This is a genomic window from Pseudomonas sp. C2B4, from assembly GCF_013359695.1.
Classification (GTDB): Bacteria; Pseudomonadota; Gammaproteobacteria; order Pseudomonadales; family Pseudomonadaceae; genus Aquipseudomonas.
Window position 1 is genome coordinate 19,069 of the sequence record NZ_JABFMU010000011.1, and the last position, 16,093, is coordinate 35,161.

Sequence of the window (16,093 nt, forward strand, 5' to 3'; positions counted from 1 at the left end):
ATCAATGTGCCAGGCCCACCGCCTTCGCGAGCAGGCTCGCTCCCACACCCACACCCACACCCTTAAACCATCTGCCGTGGCGAATGACGCTGCAAGGCGCCGCGTGACAAGCGATCGAGCAGCAGCGCGACCGCAACGATCGCCAGACCGGCGCGTAGCCCCAGGCCCATTTCCATGCGGGTCAGCCCGCGGGTGACTTCGGCGCCAAGACCACCGGCGCCCACCAGCCCCGCCAACACCACCATCGCCAACGACAGCAGGATGCATTGGTTCAGCCCGACCAACAGCGTCGGCGCTGCGGTCGGTAATTCGATCTTGAACAGAATCGAGCGTGGCGAAGCACCCAGCGCCTGGCCCAGTTCCAGCAGGTCCTTGGGCAGTTGCTTGAACGCCAGGGTGGTCAAGCGCAGCATCGGCGGGATGCCATACACAATGGTGGCAATGATCGCCGGCACGCGGCCGAGGCTGAACAACATCACGGCCGGAATCAGGTACACCCACGGCGGCACGGTTTGCATCACGTTGAGAATCGGCAGGAACGCCGCGTCCACACGCTTGACCCGCGCCGCCAGCACGCCCAGGGGAAAGGCAATCGCCACCGAGATCAGCACCGAGACCGAGACCAGGGCAATGGTCTGCATCGACGCCACCCACAGCCCCGAAAACAGGCAGAACGCCAACATCAGCCCGGCAAAGATCGCCACCCGCAGGCTGGCGAAGATAAAGGCCAGCACGACGACAACCGCGATCGACACGTAGGGCGACGGTGCCAGCAACGCGGTTTCGATGCCGCCCAGGGTGGTCTCGATCACTTTGCTGATCAGCACGAACAGACCGTGCAGATTGGCATTCAACCAATCGATGCCAGGGGCGAGAAACGCGCCGGGAGAGAAACGCAAATCCAGGAGGCTCATTGACTGTCTCCCATCCGCGACTGCGCTGCGCTTTGGGCGAGCCGGTCGAGGATCATGGTCAGAATCACAATGGCAATCGCCGCGTTGATCGACTTGGCGATATCAAGGGTACGCACGGCGCCGTAGATCGATTCGCCGAGGCCACCGGAGCCGACAATTCCGGCGATCACCACCATGCCGAAGGCCATCATCAGGCTCTGGTTGACCCCGGCCATGATGCTGGGCATGGCGAACGGCAGGCGAATCTTGAAGAACATCTGCAAGCCGGTGACACCGCTGGCCTCGCCCAGTTCGATGAACTCCTTGGGCGTCATGCGAATGCCCAGGGACGTCAGGCGCAGCGCCGGCGGCACCGCCACAATAAAGGTGGCGAGCAGCGCGGTAGCAGGACCGTAGCCCAGCAGCGCGATCGCCGGCAGGAGGTAAATGTAGGGGGGCATGGTCTGGATCAGGTCCAGGCAAGGATCGACCACGCGATCGAACACCGGCGCCAGGCCCGCCAACACGCCCAAGGGCACCGCGACGATCAAGGCCAGCACCGTGGCCGTGAGCACCAGTGCCAGCGTACTGACGGTTTCCGGCCACAGGCCGATCATGGCGCAGGCGAGCAATGCCAGGGTCGAGAGCACGGCAAAGCGAACCCCCACCATACGCCAGCCGATCAGGCCGATAACGATTGCAATGACGTAGTACGGCGGATACGCCAGGCACCACTGCACACCTTTGAAAACGCCTTCCAGCACCGTGTTGGCTGATTCGAAGAGCCATTCACCGTGTTCGGAAAGCCACTCCAGGCCGGAGTCGACGACCGAGTCGAACTGCGAGGAAAAATCGGGCGTGCTCATGTCGATGCCTCCAGGACGGTGGCCGCGTGTTCAGCCGCAACTTCATTCGGCAGACCTTGCACGCCTCGCAGCAGATCGCGCGGGGTGATCACCCCCACCACCGCGCCGTTTTTCACCACGGCGATGGCTTCGAGATTGGTTTGCGTGGTCAGGCCGATCAGCTCGTCGATGTCGGCTTCGGTGGAGGCTTTGGGCAATCGCGCCAGATCGCAGGACGGATTGACTGCCTGGTACGCCGCCACCGGGGTCATGACCGAATGGGCCTTGACCAGGTGCAGGCGGGAAATGCCGGCGACAAACTCCGCCACATAATCATCCGCCGGATTCAGGACAATCTCCTCGGCGGTGCCGACCTGGATGATCACGCCATCCTTCATGATCGCGATGCGATCGCCGATGCGGATCGCCTCTTCCAGGTCGTGGGTAATGAACACCGCAGATTTGCCCAGTTCCTTGGTCAACTGCCGGAACTCATCCTGCAGTTGCCGGCGAATCAGCGGATCCAGTGCACTGAAGGGTTCATCCATCAGGATCACTTCGGGGTCGGCGGTAATGGCCCGCGCCAGCCCCACCCGCTGCTGCATCCCGCCCGACAATTCACTGGGGTAGCGTGAGGCCCAATCAGTCAGACCGACCTTGGCCAGCGCCCGCTCTGCCACCTGATAACGCTCGGCTTTGCCGACACCCTGCACTTCCAGGCCGAACGCGGTGTTTTCCAGCACCGTGCGATTGGGCAGCAAGGCGACGCTCTGAAACACCATGCCGATGTTACGTGCCCTGACTTCCCGCAATTTCGCGGGAGACAGTGCGGCCAGGTCGTTGCCCTTGACGAACACTTTCCCGGAGCTGGGCGTAATCAACTTGTTGAGGAGCCTGATAAGGGTGGACTTGCCACTGCCGGACAGCCCCATGATGCAAAAGATCTCGCCGCGACGAACCTGGAGACTGACATCGGACACCCCGACCACGCAGCCATAATCCTGCAGGATCTGGGTTTTACTGAGTCCCTTTTGCACCACAGCATCCATCGCTGCCTTGGCGTTCTGACCGAAGATTTTCCAGACTGACTGACAATCCACGAGCACTTCGTTAGTGTCTATTTTGACCGTATTCATTTGTTTGCCTATTGAACCAGTTTTGCTGGTTTTTCTAATTGATCAAAACTCGGCAGTGGCATGACTACTGTAGGAGCGAGCTCTGCTCGCGATGGTCGTTAACGATTACGAGGGCTGCCTGAATGAACACGGTGCCTTCAAGTCCATCGCGAGCAGAGCTCGCTCCTACAAGGATTATGGCTTCTTAATATTTTCCCAGCGCTTCAACAGGTCAGCATTTTTGGTCGTCCAGTCGTTGACCGCCTGCTCCATGCTTTTCCCGTCTTTAACCTGGCCATTTATGTTGGTGATATCGCCCAGCGGAACATAAACACTGGCAATGACTTCACGGGCATGCGGGTATTCCTGGGTAAAACCCTTATGTCCGATCCAGTAGTAGCCTTGTGGCGGCGGGAATACGCCTTTTGGATCTTTCAGGAACTTGAGATCAAACTTTTGCGCCATCCAGGACGGTTCCCATACGGTCACCGCCACCCACTCCTTGCGATCCACCGCCGACTTCAGGGCCGCTGTCATCGCCGCGGTGCTGCCTTCGAGCAGTTGCAGTTTGATGCCGTAGTCCTTGACCGCTTTGGTGGCATCACTCATCAGGCCGGAGCCCGGTTCGATACCGATGATCTTTCCGCCGAACTTCTCGGCGTTGTCATTGAGCTGTTCAAGCGAGTCGATGTCGACGTACTTGGGCACCGCGATTGCCTGGTAGAGGCCATAGGACACCGGCGACAGTTTTTCCAGGCGGTTCTTGTTCTTGTTCCAGTAATCCTGCGCCGCATAGTCGGTCTGCGAGGCCAGTATCTGGATATCGCCCTTGGTCAGTGCCGCGTAGGCAATGCCCCACTCGGAGAATTCGATGACCTTGACCGTATAGCCGGAGTCTTCAAGCACCTTCTTGGTAATACCGGTAATGGGCGTCAAGTCTTCCCATGACAGGGTACCGACCGTGATGGTCTTCTCTTCCGCTTGCACAGGCAGTATGAACATGCCCATAAGCGCGACCGCGCAAACTGCCTTAAAAAACTTGTTCATGGCGTTCCTCGATTTTCAATCAATCTGTTTTTATCAGCCTCTAAACAATAGAAGCCCGTGGCGTGAAACTTTTCGTCCACCATCCGGTTCAGCGTTTATTGCCTGTCAGCTCTGCCCTGCTCTTGTCAGAGTTGACACTCAATGCCGTGTGCCACTTGGGCACTTACTTATATTGATCGGGCCGGGATCAATATCTCCAAATACTATTTGGATAAATACATCAGGTCCGCTTTCATCCCTTGAGGTGCAATAAACATTTCCATGTTTTCGCGAGAAAGTTCCCAATGTTCAAACACCAGATCCACCACAGCGCTCTCGTCGCGATTTTCGATGGCGACAATAAATGAATCGTGATGTTCGGCTGAAAGTTCCAGGCGTTTCTCGGTGTCCTCGTCGCGAGGACGGAAAAACGTATGGCCGATCCGGGCATGATCAATCAGCAATCGTTCCAGGCTCGGTTCCAGGTACTGGTTACCGGCCATTTCACCCATGATCGCGTGGAATCGATTGTTCTCCACCACCATCATCAGCGCATCGCGGGACACCGTCGCGGCGCGGAAACGGCGCTGGGTTTCCTTGAGGTCGGCCAGTTGATGAGCCTTGAAGTTCTGCACCGCCAAGCGACCGATCGCGGCGTAGACCATGGGCGCCACCAGGAAGAAGTTGCGCAGCGTCGAGTGGTTCATCGGGATCACCCGCGCGCCGCGGTTCTCCCGGATATCGATGTAGCCCTCGCCCGCCAGCCGCCGGAACACTTCACGCACCGGGGTCCGTGAAAGCCCGTAGCGCTCGCTGATCGCCACCTCGTCCAGCGCCTCGTCGGGGTCCAGTTCCATGGTGAGGATCTGACGCTTGAGGTCGTCATAAAGAGTGCTCTTGCCGTTTTTCACAAAAGACCTCCGGGGCAGTCGAATCAGCGCTTTGGCGTGTTGTTGAAATCAGATTCGCACGGGTTTCGGGTACCGTCAATGCTTTGTATTTTTTATGTATACACAGAAAATACTGTAAGAACACACATGCAAAATCTCTCCAGCCCTTTAAAAACAGGGGCTTGGATTTGAGTGATGGAATCGGGATGGTCGCTAACAGGAATGTTTTCTGTCGCGGATTGAATGGCCTGTCCGGCCGGTAGTGGGCCACGCCACAGAAAGGGTTGCCCCTGCGCGACAGGTTCGGGAGCACCAACGCCATATTCGTCATTCAGACGCAGAAGCGATTATTCACAATGCGTGCGCAAAGGCATCACTTATTGCGCCTTGATGCAGGATTCGCGACGAATATTCTATCCCTACGTTAGAAACCCGTGATCTCGCACAAGACTGAAAAAGAGCCCACTCCATGACCTGCCCCAGAACGCTCTACCAAAAGCACATCGACAGCCACACCGTTTGCGAACTCGACGATCAGGGCCACGTGCTGCTGTACATCGATCGCCAGGTGGCCAACGAATACACCAGCCCGCAGGCGTTCAGCGGCCTACGCGAGTCGGGACGCAAGGTCTGGCGTCCGGGCGCGACACTGGCCGTGGTCGACCACGTGAACCCCACGACCCCAACCCGCATCGCGACGATGCCCGACGCCGGCGGTGCCCGACAGGTTTCGTACTTCGAAGAAAACTGCCGCGACTTCGGCATCGAACTGTTCGACGTGCTGGACAAGCGCCAGGGCATCGAACACGTCGTCGCCCCCGAGCAGGGTTTTATCCTGCCCGGCATGGTGGTCGCCGCCGGTGACAGCCACACCACTACCTACGGGGCCCTGGGCGCTTTCGGCTTCGGTATCGGCACCTCGGAAATCGAGCACCTGCTGGCATCGCAAACCCTGGTCTACAAACGCCTGAAGACGATGCGCGTGACCGTCAACGGCCTGCTCGGCAGCGGCGTGACGTCCAAGGACATCATCATGGCCCTGATCGAAAAAATAGGTGCCTCGGGCGCCACCGGTTATGCGATTGAATTCGCGGGCCCGGCGATCAGCGACCTCAGCGTCGAAGCGCGCATGACCATCTGCAACATGGCTGTCGAGGCTGGCGCCAGGGGCGCATTCATGGCGCCGGATGAGAAGGTGTTCGCTTATCTGCAACTCAAGCCGCGTGCGCCTCGGGGCGAGACATGGACCCGGGCCGTTGCCAAATGGCGAGCACTCCATAGCGATGAAGGCGCGGTGTTCGACCGCGAAGTCACCCTCGATGTCGGCACTCTGGAACCCATGGTCACCTGGGGCACCAGCCCCGATCAGGCTGCACCGGTCGGCAGCCATGTGCCGGACCCGGCCACCGAGCCGGACCTGATTCTGCGCCAGGGCATGCAACGCGCCCTGGACTACATGGGCCTGGCGCCCGGTATGCCGTTGAGTGACGTGGTCATCAGCCATGCCTTCATCGGTTCCTGCACCAACGCGCGTATCGAAGACTTGCGGGATGTCGCCCGCGTCGTGCGTGGCAAGCGCGTGGCCGCTCATGTGCGGGCGATGATCGTTCCCGGCTCGACACTGGTTCGCAATCAGGCTGAAAACGAGGGGCTGGCGCAGATTTTCCTCGACGCCGGTTTCGAATGGCGGCAATCCGGTTGCTCGATGTGCCTGGCCATGAATGACGATGTGCTCGCGCCCGGCGACCGTTGCGCATCCAGTACCAACCGTAATTTCGAAGGTCGTCAGGGTGCCGGTGCACGCACCCACTTGATGAGCCCCGCCATGGTCGCGGCTGCCGCGATCAGCGGGCATTTGACCGACGTCCGCTCATTCGCTCTGGAGGCTTGAACCATGCAACCTTTCACTACGGTCAGCGGCAGCGCCGCCCCACTGTTGGCTGCCAATATTGACACCGATGTGATCATGCCCAAGCAGTTCCTCAAGGGCATCGATCGCCAGGGACTGGATCGGGGACTGTTCTTTGATTTGCGCTTTCTGGCATCCGGTGAGCCCAACCCCGATTTCGTCCTCAACCAGCCAGCCTGGAACGATGCAGCCTTTTTGGTCGTCGGTCCCAACTTTGGATGCGGGTCCAGTCGCGAGCACGCGGTCTGGGGGCTCAAGCAAGTGGGGATCAGGGCCTTGATTGGCACCCGCTTCGCCGGGATTTTCTACGATAACTGCCAGCGTAACGGGGTGTTGGCGATTCAGCTGTCGGAGGTTCAACTGAAGCAGGTTGCCGCCGTGGTCGGTGATGCAGCGACAGCCCGGATCAGCGTCAACCTGCCGGAGCAAACCCTCTCACTGGCTGACGGCAGCGTGATCCCGTTCGAGATCGATCAGTTGCGCAAACAGTCGTTGCTGCTGGGGCTGGATGCCATCGGCACGACGCTGCAACGGGCCGAGCAGATTCGCCGTTTTGAAGCGCGGCATCTGGCGGACAATCCCTGGCTAGCCTGACAGCAGTACGCTGTACCTGTGGGAGCGAGCCTGCTCGCGAATAGGCTGTGTCAGTCGACGTTAATGCCGCCTGATACACCGCTTTCGCGAGCAGGCTCGCTCCCACAGAGGGCTCATCAATCGACAGACAGATCACGGAAGTATTCTTCCAGAAACTCCACACACACCCGCAACTTCGCCGACTGGCTGAGCCGTGTCGGATACACCGCCCAGACGTTGGCGCTCTGGGTGTAGTCATGCAGCACCTGCACCAACCGCCCTTGCTCCAGCATCGGTTTGACGTCCCACATCGAGCGCAACAAGATGCCGCCGCCGCTCAAGGCCCACTCCAGCACGATCTCGCCGCTGTTGGAGGACAACGGGCCGCTGACGCGCACCGACTCTTCGTGACCATTGCGGGTCAGGTTCCACACACCGAAGGCGTTGTTACGTTCCTTGAGCACCAGGCAATCATGGTCTTTCAAGTCATCCAGTGAACGAGGCATGCCCCGCCGTTCCAGATACTCGGGCGTGGCACACAGCACGCGCCGGTTGCTCACCAGCTTGCGGCCCAAATGCTGACCCGGCAGGTCATCGCCGACACGAATCTCCAGATCAAAACCCTCGCCGACGATATCGACCACGCGATCAAACACGTCCAGACGAATCTCCAGTTTCGGATAGGTCTGCGACAGTTTGCAGATCGCCGGCGCGACGTGATTGCGGCCGAAACCGAAGCTGCTGCAGATGTGCAACGAGCCCATGGGCTGGTGGCGCGCCTCGGAGATTTCACCGACAAAATCGTCGAAGTCCCCCAGCAACTTCTCGGCCCACACCCGCACCCGTTCGCCGTCGTCGGTCAACGCAATCCGCCGTGTGGTGCGGTGCAGCAGCCGGGTCGAGAGCGTCGTTTCCAGCACCGAAATGCGTTTGCTGATGTAGGCCGGCGAATAACCCAGCTCTTCAGCGGCACTGGCGAAACCATTTTTTCGCACGACCGTGAGAAAAACCTTGAGGTCTTCAGGCAAGGGAAATTGATCACGATTCGTGTTCATACGCCTCATACTTTCGCTGTTTATCACGTTATTTGCGAAGGATACCATCGATCTACCGGGCCACAACTGAACATTGTGGGAGCGAGCCTGCTCGCGATGGTCGTGAGGGCGCCGTGTTCATCCAGACAGCCCTCGTCATCGTTAAAGACCATCGCGAGCAGGCTCGCTCCTACAGGGAATCAAGCCGAACCCGTTTTAGCCGTAGTTCCTGAATCCTCGATAAAAACAAACATGAGGAAATAGCGACATGAACAAGTCCTATGAGCAGTCCCTGAAAATCGAAGACGTCCGTGCCGGCGGTTTTCTGCAACGCCTGCGCAACCTGTGCGCCTATGAAATCGGCGTCATCCCCCTGCCGGTGTTTCTCGGCATCGCCCTGATCGTTTACCTCTCGGCCCACCTGGGTTACCTGCCCAAGAACATGATCGGTGGCCTCGCCGTGATCATGACCATGGGCGTGTTCTTCGGCCAACTGGGTTCACGCCTGCCGATCCTCAAGGAAATCGGCGGCGGCGCCATCCTTTGCCTGATGCTGCCGTCGATATTGGTGTTCTACGGTTTCTTCGGCCCGGCGACGATTGACGCGACCAAGATGCTGATGAAGGAGGCCAACTTCCTGTACTTCGTGATCGCCAGCCTGGTGGTCGGCAGTATTCTGGGCATGAGCCGCTTCATCCTGGTCCAGGGCATGCTGCGCATGTTCATCCCGCTGCTGGTGGGCACCCTCGCCGCCGTTGCCAGCGGGCTGATTGTCGGCAAACTGGTGGGCTACAGCTTGCACCACACCTTCTTCTTCATCATCGTGCCGATCATTGGCGGCGGGATTGGCGAAGGCATCCTGCCGTTGTCGTTGGCCTACTCGGCGATCCTCGGCGGCACACCGGACATCTACGTCGCCCAACTGGCCCCCGCCGCCGTGGTCGGCAACATCGCCGCGATCATCTGCGCCGGCTACCTGGCTCGCCTGGCGCTGAAACGCCCCGGCATCAACGGCGAAGGCTCACTGATTCGCGCCAAGGCCGAGAACGACAAATTCCAGGTCAAGGAAGACACAAGTTCCACGGTCGACTTCCGCGTCATGGGCGCCGGCGTGCTGGTGATCTGCGCCTTCTTCGTCCTCGGCGGCCTGCTGGAAAAAGTCGTTGGCATCCCCGGCCCGGTGATGATGATCCTCGCCGCCGTGCTGTTTAAGTACGTCCGCGTGCTGCCGGAAAAACTCGAAAAAGGCGCCAACACCTTCTACAAACTGGTGTCCTCGGCCTTCATCTGGCCGGTGATGATCGGCCTGGGCATGCTCTACGTGCCGCTGGACAGCGTGGTGAAAGTGTTCTCGGTGGGGTACGTGCTGGTCTGCGTGTCGGTGGTGGTTTCGATGACGGTGGCGGGTTTCTTCATCGGCAACCTGATGAAGATGTACCCCATCGAATCCGCCATCGTGACCTGCTGCCACAGTGGCTTGGGCGGGACCGGGGATGTGGCGATTCTGTCGGCTTCGAACCGGATGTCGCTGATGCCGTTTGCGCAGATTTCGACGCGGATTGGTGGGGCTTCGACGGTGATTCTGGCAACGGTGTTGTTGAAGGCCTTCGCTTGAATCTGTGCGGGTAAAAACTGGTTCGCCCCATGGTGCTCGCCCTCACGCAGAGCACCATTTTCCATTTGGGTTCAGGGGCCGGAACATTATGTCGGACGACGCACCGCCCTCACCCTCCCGCTGCCACCACCGCCACAGAAAAACCGCTCGCCACCGTCGGACTCAAGCCCCGACACACCGATGCCGGCCGGCATCTTCAGGCTTTCCAGCACCTCGCCGGTGTTCGAATCGATCCGACGCAGTTCACTTTCATCGCCTTCCCAGGTGCCATGCCACAGCGCGCCCTCGACCCAGGTCACGCCGGTGACGAAGCGGTTGGATTCGAGGGTCCGCAGGATCGCGCCATTCTCGGGGTCGATCTGATGGATTTTGCGTTCGCGGTACTGCCCGACCCACAACGTGCCTTCGGCCCAGGTCAGGCCTGAATCGTTGCCTCCCCCGGGGGCCGGGATCGTGGAGAGTATGCGGCCGGTCTGGGGGTCGATTTTCTGGATGCGGTCCTCGGCAATCTGGAACAGATGCTTGCCATCGAAGGCGGTGCCGGCATGGGCGGCGACGTCAATCGAACGCACGGGCTTGCCGTTGTCGGGGTCGAGGGCATTGAGTTTTTCGCCACTGGCAAACCATACCTGCCGACCGTCCCAGGTCAGGCCATGCACGTGATCGACACCTTCAAAGGGTCCATATTCGCGGAGGATTTCGGCGGCTGACTGTTTCATGTTGGTGTTCCTCAACAGGGGTGGTGGCGTTCATCCTAGCCACCGGGCAGCGGAACCGGGAGTAACAAGGTCGTCGCGAAACCGGGGACCGGCGGGGTCAGCCAACGCTTGGCTCGCCCCTGCCCGAACGATTGCACCTTGCCCTGGGCGGCCAGCGTATCGAGGGCCCGTTGCACGGTGCGCTGGCTGTTACCCAGCGCCAGTGCCAGCCCCGAACTCGACCAGGCTTCACCGTCGCAGAGCAAGGCGTACACCGCTGCGTATTTCTCTTCGACGGGGGGAGTGAGCAGTACAACGTCGGAGGAAACCTGCGGGACAAACACGAATCCGCGTCGGGTGGCGGTCACACCGGCAAGGGGTTTCAGCGCCCCGCGCAATCGCCCGATTTCGACCCGCAAACGGGCGCGAAGGGATTCATCGCTGAGCTTGAGGCGAAAGGCCCGGGTGATGAGCGTTTCTCGCGGCACGTCATCGGGCCAGGCTTCGGCCAGTGCTCGGGCCAGGGTGAACAGGATCGGCCGCGTCGATAAAGACACCGACATGCCCGCGCCACGCACCACGTATCGGCAGGCGTCCACCACCAGCGATGTCGAGGCCAGCAGCGCTTCTACTTCGTCGATCAATAAAGGTCGCTCTTGCCCCCGGGACATCAACCGTGCGGCGGGACTGTCGAGCAATTGAACGGCACCGTCGACTTCCGCCATCAGGGCGGGAATCCCGGATTGCCGGGCGGCGAGCTCGGCCCTGGCCAGGGCGGCACGTGCCGTTTGCGAATGCAGGCGCCGCATGGCGATCCCCGCCACGACCAGCTCATGGGTGGCCCGCAATGACGGAGGCAGGATGGCCGGGTCCAGTCGGGCGAGTTTTTCCTGCGCCTCCTCCAGCTGGCCGATCAGCAACAGGCGGCGGATATCCAGGTAGCGCGCATGGGCAGCGTTCGTCAGGTCGCCATGGGCCTCCAGCACGAGCCGCGCCGCATCCAGTGCGTTCACGGGCCAACCGAGGTCACGGGATGCCAACGCGATCTCGGCCTCGGCGACAATGCACCGCGCACGGGCTACCGCCTCTTTCGGCCCGAACGCCCGTACCGCCCGACGTACCAGCGCCTTGGCCCGCGCCAGATCACCCAGTTGTGCCATGGCGATCCCGCGCAGCGCCAGCGCCGGTGCGTCTTCGCGCAACGCGACCCGGTCCAGCGCGCCGAGGGGATCGCCGGCAGCGAGTGCTTGGGCGGCGGCGGTGATCAGCGAGTCCATTGCGGTTCTGCCATGAGTGTCACTCCAGCGTTGGATGGTCGCTGTTGAGTCTATCTCTTGAGACTGGCTTTGCTTGTACTGACGCCATCGCGGCGGTGCGGCGATCCGACTTGCCCGCGATGTGGCCTTCGAAAACAGCGAAGATAGCCCTGCTTATACCGGCTCGGACGTTTGATGTTCCCGACAAATCAGCTCGATTTCCCGTGGCGCCAACGGCTCCTGGGTCAATCCACAAAACGCCCCACCCGCCACCGTCTGATGGAAACGGCATGTCCGGCACAACCCGAATCCCGGCACGTCTTCGCTTTGTTGAATATTGCGCAACAACTCCAGCAGCAAACCCTCCAGCACCCCTGCATCAGTCCCCATGCGCCCGGCGGCGGCCACCAGAAAATCCGGTGGCGTCACGGCGTCCAACAGCGCCTGGGCAGGCTCGGTCAACACCAGGTGCACGCTGCGCTTGTCCCGGGCATCCGGCCGTTTGACCAGCAGCCCCTTGCTTTCCAGGGCCTTGAGCGATTGCGACACCGTGCCTTTGGTCAGCCCCAGATACTCGGTCACTGCCAATGGCGTATCGGAATAACGATTGCAGCGGCCCAGGTACATCAGCGCACTCAGCTGAATCGGCTGCAGGTCCGTCAACATCGGGTGCTCGCGAAACCAGACACGCGTCAGGCTCGACAACCTTTCCAGCAGATCAAATAACACGGGGCAATTCCTGATTAATGACGCTGACAAATAGTATCGGATAAAAACCTTATTGACAAAAGCATACCTTACCGTAGGCTTTATGGTGTCGATTCGAAACAGTTATTCAACCCATTTTGCAACGGAGACATCCATGAAAAGCGCACTGGCACTGAGCCTCGGCGCCCTGCTGGCTTCCCAGGCCTGGGCCCATGACTCGCAAGGTATTCAAAGCGCCAAAGGCAAGGCCGACGCCGCCTTCGACCTGGTCAACACCCGTGTCTTCAAGGAGGGCAGCAACCTGGTGTTCGAGCAACTGGTCGATGGCAAGGCCGGCAGTCGCATGCCGACCGCCAAAGGCTCATTCGCCGGGGCCGAGGTCTACAGCTATGTCTGGCCCACCAGCCTCGACAGCTCCGCCGTCGGTTTTGAAGGCCAATCCGGCATCCTCGCCCTGGCGCTGACCTCGCACCCGGACTTCGATGACACCCCGCAACTGGACGAAAACAAGGACGGCAAAAAGGACAACGACGGCGGTCTCTGGCACTCCCATTGGGTGGTGCTGACCAAGGATGAAAGCTGCGGGCCTGGCGGTTTGAAAGTCCGCGACATTCCCAAGGACGCCAAGCCCAAATTGCCAGCGACCTGGCCGGGGGCGCCCATTTACATCGACTCTCCCGGCTATGACCTGAGCGTCGAGAAAAACGCGGCGAAAATCCGGGTGCCATTGGCGGCAGTCGGTTTCCCGGAAAGCTTCAACTACGACGGCGTCACCGCTGCATTGAAGGTCAATGCCGACCTGCACAACCCGTTGCTGTGCGTCAGCAGCGTCTATGACATTGCCTCCGGCGACCTGTCGTTGCCAGGCACCTGGAAACTGAAGGAGAGCCAATAATGAGCATCAAGGTCTTCGATACCCATGTACGCACCAAAGACGGCCGCTACCTGCACTTCGATGTGTTGATCGAGGATAACGACCCCGATCTGGCGAAAGCCTATGCCCGCCGGTTCCTTGATGAACAAGGCGTTCAGGACGAAGATATTGCCCAGGACAGATGCCAGTTCTGCCACGTCGAACCGTCCAATCCACAAGTGGCCGCGGCGATCGCCCAACAAGGCTACTTCATCCTCAAACTGCAAGGTTGCCGGGAGTAACGCCATGAACACCTATCAGCCCTTGAACTGCGACCTGCATGACTACCTGGAGATCGCCTGTCTGCGCGGTTATCGACTGGATATTGAACTCAAGGATGGCGCGCGATTGCAAGCCAAGGCGCTGACCACACGGACCGCCAGCAGCAAGGAGGAATTCCTTTGCCTGGAAACGGCTGATGGCCAACAGGAGGTCCGTCTGGACCAACTGTTGGCCATCACGCCGCTGGACGCCAATGCGCAGTTCGGCCGGGTGGCATTTTCCGATGCGGTCTGCACCTTCTGATTGCCGATTCAGACCAGCGACATGCCGCCGTCCACGTGCAACTCGATGCCGTTGACGTACGAGCTGTCGCTGGACGCGAGGTAGAGCGCCGCTTGCGCCAACTCATCGGCCTCACCTACGCGACCGGCAGGAATCATGTCCGCCATCATCTGCATGAAACCGGGACGCTGTTCCTCTGAAACTCCCAGCTTGCCGATGATCGCGGTGTCGACCGGACCCGGGCTCAGGACGTTGACGCGTATCCGCCGCGCTCGCAGTTCCAGCGCCCAATAGCGCGCAAAGGCTCCGATGGCCGCTTTGGAACCGGCATACACCGCATGCCCCTCGAACACTTTTGTCGCGGCGAGGGAGCTGGTCAAAATGATGCTGCCACCGTCGCGCAGCACCGGCAGGATCGATTGCACGCCGAAGAACACGCCACGGGTGTTGATGTTAAATTGCGCGTCGAACAGTTCCGGCGTGACCTCCTGCGAGGGCGTCGAGATGACGACCCCGGCGTTGGCCATGTAGATATCCAGCCCGCCGAATCGCTCGCGGACGTGCTCGGCCACCTCGCCATGGTGCTCCAGGCTGGCGACATCGCCCTTGATACCGACGGCGCCATGGCCGATCTGGCGAACGGCGTCGTCCAGTACCGCTTGCCGACGAGCCGTGACAATCACTTGCGCCCCCTCTTTGGCGAACAGGCAGGCCGAAGCCAAACCAATACCGCTGTTGCCGCCGGTGATCACCGCGACCTTTCCTTTAAGACGTTGCATCTGCTGACTCCGCTGGTTGAAGGCGCGCAGTATCATGTCGCGCACATCCAGCCAAACAGTCCTGCAAACGGCACATCTCTTGTGCTGCGGAGTCACAAAATGTCGAGTCTGCTAAACCAGTCGGCCAGCCTGATGGCCTTCGTCCGCGCGGTCGAAGCCGGCTCGTTCAGCGCCGCCGCGCGCAACGCCGGGACCACGCCCTCGGCCATCTCCAAAAGCATTGCCCGGCTGGAGACAGAGCTCAATGCCAAGCTGTTCCGCCGCTCCACGCGAATGCTCAGCCTCACGCCCGAGGGCAAGGCCTTTTTCGAGCGCGTCGCGCCATTGCTGCAAGCCATCGATGACTCCGCCGATGCCCTGCGAGACACCGGCGATGCGCGCGGTCACCTGCGGGTCAGCATGCCCAGCGAACTCGGGCGATTGCTGATGCCGCGGATCAGTTCGGTGTTCCTCGCCGATCACCCCGAGCTGGAGCTGGACCTGACGTTGCTTGATCACCGTGTGGAGCTGATTCGCGAAGGTTACGACGTGATTTTCCGGGTCGGCCCCCTCGCTGACAGCGACTTGAAAAGCCGCACGCTCACCCAACTCGACATGGCCTTGGTGGCCTCACCGGCGTTCCTCGATGAATGGGGCAACCCGACTTCCATCGAAGAACTCCGTGCCCTGCCCTTCGTGCGCTACCAGTTGAACGGTCGGACCCTGCCCATCGTCTTTGCCGACGGTGAAACCCTGGTCCCCCGTGGGCGCATCGGCCTGGACTCGGGCTTCGGCCTGCGCGCCGCCGCGCTTGGCGGCATGGGTGTGGCCTACCTGATGAAATGCACGGTGCAGCAAGACCTGGATTCAGGCGCCTTGATGCAAGTGCTGGCCGATCACCCGCTGCCAACCCGGGCGATTCATTCGCTGCACGCCTTTGGCACGCTGACACCGATCCGCATCAAATTGTTTGCGGATTTTGTGCAGCGGGAGTTGCAGCGGTTGACTGGACATTCGCCCGCCCTCTGATCGCGCCCGGGTTCTGAGCTGACCCGATTGCCTTTGGGAGATTCTACGGTTGAGGGGAAGATCTGAGCGCCTGGGATCTCCTGTGGGAGCGAGCCTGCTCGCGAAGAGTCCATTGCATCCAAAATCCATGCTGAGAGGGCCACCGCTTTCGCGAGCAGGCTCGCTCCCACATTTGGATCGCAAACAAACTCATCACACTCCCGCCTCCGACCTTTCGTCGCCCGACTACAAAAATACCCCTTGACGCCGATAGGGTTCTGCGGGAGTATCACTTACATCGGATGCGATCTAAACGCACACGATACTAAATCAAACCTGATTGCACCA

Annotated in this window: 17 protein-coding genes; 7 read left to right on the forward strand and 10 right to left on the reverse strand. The window is 60.3% G+C overall.

What is annotated here, in order from left to right; translation table 11 throughout:
- Positions 1 to 62 precede the first annotated feature (62 nt).
- The 5 genes from HNQ83_RS10415 to HNQ83_RS10435 all read right to left on the reverse strand — a co-directional run bounded on the left by HNQ83_RS10415 (position 63) and on the right by HNQ83_RS10435 (position 4,790).
- Positions 63 to 914: a proline/glycine betaine ABC transporter permease gene (locus HNQ83_RS10415; protein ID WP_175388864.1), complete on the reverse strand. Its 852-nt coding sequence runs from the start codon at positions 912 to 914 to the stop codon at positions 63 to 65.
- Positions 911 to 1,759 carry a proline/glycine betaine ABC transporter permease gene (locus tag HNQ83_RS10420; protein ID WP_175388865.1) on the reverse strand — a complete coding sequence of 283 codons (849 nt, stop codon included), beginning with the start codon at positions 1,757 to 1,759 and terminating at the stop codon, positions 911 to 913. Before HNQ83_RS10420 ends, HNQ83_RS10415 begins: the two co-directional genes overlap by 4 nt.
- Entirely contained in the window at positions 1,756 to 2,874 is a 1,119-nt protein-coding gene (locus HNQ83_RS10425) for a glycine betaine/L-proline ABC transporter ATP-binding protein (protein WP_175388866.1), read from the reverse strand. The genes HNQ83_RS10420 and HNQ83_RS10425 overlap by 4 nt, the downstream gene beginning before the upstream one ends.
- A gap of 174 nt (positions 2,875 to 3,048) precedes the next feature.
- Positions 3,049 to 3,900 (reverse strand): glycine betaine ABC transporter substrate-binding protein, encoded by an 852-nt coding sequence (locus HNQ83_RS10430; protein WP_175388867.1) that lies wholly within the window; start codon positions 3,898 to 3,900, stop codon positions 3,049 to 3,051.
- 203 nt (positions 3,901 to 4,103) lie between these two features.
- Positions 4,104 to 4,790 carry an FCD domain-containing protein gene (locus HNQ83_RS10435; protein WP_175388868.1) on the reverse strand — a complete coding sequence of 229 codons (687 nt, stop codon included), beginning with the start codon at positions 4,788 to 4,790 and terminating at the stop codon, positions 4,104 to 4,106.
- A 448-nt stretch (positions 4,791 to 5,238) separates the two neighbouring features.
- Between HNQ83_RS10435 and leuC the strand changes: the two genes are divergently transcribed.
- A complete protein-coding gene (gene leuC, locus HNQ83_RS10440) occupies positions 5,239 to 6,660 on the forward strand; it encodes a 3-isopropylmalate dehydratase large subunit (RefSeq protein WP_175388869.1) in 1,422 nt (473 codons plus the stop codon).
- Positions 6,661 to 6,663: 3 nt separating this feature from the next.
- Positions 6,664 to 7,272: a 3-isopropylmalate dehydratase small subunit gene (gene leuD, locus HNQ83_RS10445; RefSeq protein ID WP_175388870.1), complete on the forward strand. Its 609-nt coding sequence runs from the start codon at positions 6,664 to 6,666 to the stop codon at positions 7,270 to 7,272.
- A gap of 116 nt (positions 7,273 to 7,388) precedes the next feature.
- Here leuD and HNQ83_RS10450 read toward each other — a convergent pair whose 3' ends face one another.
- Complete coding sequence (locus tag HNQ83_RS10450; RefSeq protein ID WP_175388871.1) at positions 7,389 to 8,306, reverse strand: LysR substrate-binding domain-containing protein; 918 nt, start codon at positions 8,304 to 8,306, stop codon at positions 7,389 to 7,391.
- Positions 8,307 to 8,553: 247 nt separating this feature from the next.
- Between HNQ83_RS10450 and HNQ83_RS10455 the strand changes: the two genes are divergently transcribed.
- Positions 8,554 to 9,900: a 2-hydroxycarboxylate transporter family protein gene (locus tag HNQ83_RS10455; RefSeq protein WP_175388872.1), complete on the forward strand. Its 1,347-nt coding sequence runs from the start codon at positions 8,554 to 8,556 to the stop codon at positions 9,898 to 9,900.
- Positions 9,901 to 9,986: 86 nt separating this feature from the next.
- On the opposite strand, the gene HNQ83_RS10460 is transcribed toward HNQ83_RS10455, so the two are convergent.
- The 3 genes from HNQ83_RS10460 to HNQ83_RS10470 form a co-directional block, all read right to left on the reverse strand.
- A complete protein-coding gene (locus HNQ83_RS10460; RefSeq protein WP_175388873.1) occupies positions 9,987 to 10,619 on the reverse strand; it encodes a PQQ-binding-like beta-propeller repeat protein in 633 nt (210 codons plus the stop codon).
- 35 nt (positions 10,620 to 10,654) lie between these two features.
- On the reverse strand, positions 10,655 to 11,875 hold the full coding sequence (locus tag HNQ83_RS10465; protein WP_175388874.1) for a helix-turn-helix domain-containing protein: 1,221 nt from the start codon (positions 11,873 to 11,875) through the stop codon (positions 10,655 to 10,657).
- Positions 11,876 to 12,028: 153 nt separating this feature from the next.
- A complete protein-coding gene (locus HNQ83_RS10470) occupies positions 12,029 to 12,583 on the reverse strand; it encodes a MarR family winged helix-turn-helix transcriptional regulator (RefSeq protein ID WP_372241891.1) in 555 nt (184 codons plus the stop codon).
- A 133-nt stretch (positions 12,584 to 12,716) separates the two neighbouring features.
- On the opposite strand from HNQ83_RS10470, the gene HNQ83_RS10475 reads away from it, so the two are divergent.
- Genes HNQ83_RS10475 through HNQ83_RS10485 form a run of 3 tightly spaced genes read left to right on the forward strand, consistent with a single transcriptional unit; the run spans position 12,717 to position 14,000 of the window.
- Complete coding sequence (locus HNQ83_RS10475; protein WP_175388875.1) at positions 12,717 to 13,457, forward strand: hypothetical protein; 741 nt, start codon at positions 12,717 to 12,719, stop codon at positions 13,455 to 13,457.
- Positions 13,457 to 13,717 (forward strand): DUF2024 family protein, encoded by a 261-nt coding sequence (locus tag HNQ83_RS10480; protein WP_175388876.1) that lies wholly within the window; start codon positions 13,457 to 13,459, stop codon positions 13,715 to 13,717. The genes HNQ83_RS10475 and HNQ83_RS10480 overlap by 1 nt, the downstream gene beginning before the upstream one ends.
- 4 nt (positions 13,718 to 13,721) lie before the next feature.
- On the forward strand, positions 13,722 to 14,000 hold the full coding sequence (locus tag HNQ83_RS10485) for a Rho-binding antiterminator (RefSeq protein ID WP_175388877.1): 279 nt from the start codon (positions 13,722 to 13,724) through the stop codon (positions 13,998 to 14,000).
- Positions 14,001 to 14,008: 8 nt separating this feature from the next.
- Here the strand turns inward: HNQ83_RS10485 and HNQ83_RS10490 are convergent, their stop codons facing one another.
- The gene (locus HNQ83_RS10490) at positions 14,009 to 14,758 is read right to left on the reverse strand and encodes an SDR family oxidoreductase (RefSeq protein ID WP_175388878.1); all 750 of its coding nucleotides are present in this window, start codon (positions 14,756 to 14,758) and stop codon (positions 14,009 to 14,011) included.
- Positions 14,759 to 14,857: 99 nt separating this feature from the next.
- Between HNQ83_RS10490 and HNQ83_RS10495 the strand changes: the two genes are divergently transcribed.
- Positions 14,858 to 15,766 carry a LysR family transcriptional regulator gene (locus HNQ83_RS10495; RefSeq protein WP_175388879.1) on the forward strand — a complete coding sequence of 303 codons (909 nt, stop codon included), beginning with the start codon at positions 14,858 to 14,860 and terminating at the stop codon, positions 15,764 to 15,766.
- The last annotated feature ends 327 nt before the right edge of the window (positions 15,767 to 16,093 follow it).

Bases quoted from the DNA above. Each gene is read 5' to 3' on its own strand.
- leuD (WP_175388870.1), top strand. From the start codon at position 6,664: ATGCAACCTTTCACTACGGTCAGCGGCAGCGCCGCCCCACTGTTGGCT.
- HNQ83_RS10415 (WP_175388864.1), bottom strand. From the start codon at position 914: ATGAGCCTCCTGGATTTGCGTTTCTCTCCCGGCGCGTTTCTCGCCCCT.
- HNQ83_RS10475 (WP_175388875.1), top strand. From the start codon at position 12,717: ATGAAAAGCGCACTGGCACTGAGCCTCGGCGCCCTGCTGGCTTCCCAG.
- HNQ83_RS10460 (WP_175388873.1), bottom strand. From the start codon at position 10,619: ATGAAACAGTCAGCCGCCGAAATCCTCCGCGAATATGGACCCTTTGAA.
- HNQ83_RS10495 (WP_175388879.1), top strand. From the start codon at position 14,858: ATGTCGAGTCTGCTAAACCAGTCGGCCAGCCTGATGGCCTTCGTCCGC.
- HNQ83_RS10455 (WP_175388872.1), top strand. From the start codon at position 8,554: ATGAACAAGTCCTATGAGCAGTCCCTGAAAATCGAAGACGTCCGTGCC.
- HNQ83_RS10490 (WP_175388878.1), bottom strand. From the start codon at position 14,758: ATGCAACGTCTTAAAGGAAAGGTCGCGGTGATCACCGGCGGCAACAGC.
- HNQ83_RS10425 (WP_175388866.1), bottom strand. From the start codon at position 2,874: ATGAATACGGTCAAAATAGACACTAACGAAGTGCTCGTGGATTGTCAG.
- HNQ83_RS10485 (WP_175388877.1), top strand. From the start codon at position 13,722: ATGAACACCTATCAGCCCTTGAACTGCGACCTGCATGACTACCTGGAG.
- leuC (WP_175388869.1), top strand. From the start codon at position 5,239: ATGACCTGCCCCAGAACGCTCTACCAAAAGCACATCGACAGCCACACC.
- HNQ83_RS10465 (WP_175388874.1), bottom strand. From the start codon at position 11,875: ATGGACTCGCTGATCACCGCCGCCGCCCAAGCACTCGCTGCCGGCGAT.
- HNQ83_RS10420 (WP_175388865.1), bottom strand. From the start codon at position 1,759: ATGAGCACGCCCGATTTTTCCTCGCAGTTCGACTCGGTCGTCGACTCC.
- HNQ83_RS10450 (WP_175388871.1), bottom strand. From the start codon at position 8,306: ATGAACACGAATCGTGATCAATTTCCCTTGCCTGAAGACCTCAAGGTT.
- HNQ83_RS10480 (WP_175388876.1), top strand. From the start codon at position 13,457: ATGAGCATCAAGGTCTTCGATACCCATGTACGCACCAAAGACGGCCGC.
- HNQ83_RS10430 (WP_175388867.1), bottom strand. From the start codon at position 3,900: ATGAACAAGTTTTTTAAGGCAGTTTGCGCGGTCGCGCTTATGGGCATG.